Annotated in this window: 1 protein-coding gene; it reads right to left on the bottom strand. The window is 68.2% G+C overall.

All coding sequences use genetic code 11. The annotated features are described in order from the left end of the window. Positions 1-521: YoaK family protein (locus DID96_RS37985; RefSeq protein WP_148094549.1), on the bottom strand; the 521-nt coding region annotated here is incomplete at its 3' end. Between the last annotated feature and the right edge of the window lie 4 nt (positions 522-525).

Genomic DNA, 525 nt, shown 5'->3' with positions numbered 1-525 from the left:
GCGCGCGCCGCCGCGCGCACGCTGTCGGCGGTACCCGCGGACACGATATCGACCATGTCGAGGATCGCCTGCGTGACGTTGCCCGTCATCACGGTATTCGGCACGCCCGGACGCTGGATCAGCCGCGGATGCGCGTTCTGCACGCCCATTGCGAACGCGCCGAGGATGCCCGCGACGACGGCCGGCAGGCCGTCGGGGCTGCTGACCGGCGTCGCCCAGACACCGGCCACGCAGAAGCCGAACATCAGCGCGGCCTGCACCGCATGCAGCACGCGCGCGCCCTGGCGGGCGTACCGATCGGACAGCGAGCGCACCAGCAGGCTGCTGAACACCACGCCACCGACGAATGCCGGGAACACGATCAGTTTCAGGAAGATGCCCTGGCCAAAGCCCGCGATGCCGGCCCCGATCAGCACGAAGTTGCCGGTTACGTGCGCGGTGAACAGCCCGAACAGCGCGACGAAGCTGAGCGTATCGACGAAGCCGGCGATCGCAGCAAGGATCGTGTCCTCGGATTTCATTTCG

The organism is Burkholderia sp. Bp8963 (assembly GCF_003854275.1).
Taxonomy (GTDB): Bacteria; Pseudomonadota; Gammaproteobacteria; order Burkholderiales; family Burkholderiaceae; genus Burkholderia.
This window is presented reverse-complemented; position numbering and strand designations above follow the sequence as displayed.